This window comes from Kitasatospora sp. MBT63, assembly GCF_000710465.2.
Taxonomy (GTDB): Bacteria; Actinomycetota; Actinomycetes; order Streptomycetales; family Streptomycetaceae; genus Kitasatospora.
In genome coordinates this window covers 18,107-19,188 of sequence record NZ_JAIZ01000461.1, presented here as the reverse complement: position 1 = coordinate 19,188, position 1,082 = coordinate 18,107, and the positions used below count along the sequence as shown (strand labels likewise).

General features: G+C 75.6%; 1 protein-coding gene. It reads right to left on the bottom strand.

Going from position 1 to position 1,082, the window contains the following annotated elements:
• Positions 1-180: 180 nt before the first annotated feature.
• Positions 181-1,056: a FadR/GntR family transcriptional regulator gene (locus AA75_RS24875; RefSeq protein ID WP_082526807.1), complete on the bottom strand. Its 876-nt coding sequence runs from the start codon at positions 1,054-1,056 to the stop codon at positions 181-183.
• Between the last annotated feature and the right edge of the window lie 26 nt (positions 1,057-1,082).

Here is a 1,082-nt window from a genome sequence, read left to right as displayed (position 1 = left end):
GGTGAGGCGGGGCGGGGCCGGTCGGCGCGGGGCGGACGGCCGAGGACCGGGGTGCTGTTCGGGTCCGGGGTCCGAGAGGCGGCCCGCCGAGCCCTGGAACTGCGGCGATGGCCCTCCGGCCGCCCTGGGCGGGCTGCTGAAGGGCCTGGAGCCGCCTCCGGTCGGGGTTCCACCCCCCGGTCAGTGCTCGCGGGGCGCCGGGACGGAGGGCTCGACCTCCGCCGGGTGCACGGTGAGCAGCGCGCGGATGGCCGCCTCGGCCGCCGTGCCGTCCCCGGCGCCGAGCGCGTCGACCAGGCGGACGTGCAGGCTGAGCGACGGGTCCGAGGGCCGGTCGCAGGTGGTGGCCGGGCCGCCGGAGACCTGGAGGGCGCAGCCGACGATGCCGGACAGGTGCTCCAGCATCCGGTTCCCGGCCATCTGCAGGATCAGGCCGTGCAGCTCGGCGTCGGCCCGGGCGTAGCTGACCACGTCGCCCTGGGCACCGGCGTGGCTCATGATCTCGGTCAGCTCCACCAGCCGGTGCTGGACGTCCTCCCGGCCGTGACCGGCGGCGAGCCGGGCCGCCAGCGGCTCGATCGCCCAGCGCAGCTCGAACAGCTCGCGGCGCTGCTCGTCGCGCTGCGGGCCGAAGGCGCGCCACTCGATGATGTCGGGGTCCAGCAGGTTCCAGTCACCGACCGGGCGGACCCGGGTGCCGACGTTGGGCCGGGCGCTGACCAGGCCCTTCGCCTCCAGCACCCGCAGAGACTCACGCACCACGGTGCGGGAGACCTCGAAACGCTGGCCGATCTCCTCCGGCACCAGCGGCCGGTCGGCACCGAGGTCACCGGAGACGATCATCTGGCCGAGCTGCTGGACCAGCTGGCCGTGCAGACCGCGGCCGCGGCTGCTGGTGGTCTTGCGGCCGACCCGCGAGAGGTCGGACTCGGCGCCCTCCCAGCGCGGGGCGGGCGGGGTGGGGCGATCTGCGTACGGGAAGCGGTCCAACTCGCCGGTGCCGATCGCGTCGGCCGGGCGGGCTGCGGTCATGGTGGGGTGCGCAAGGGTACTCACACGTCTTTTGTCGGCGATCGGCGGGG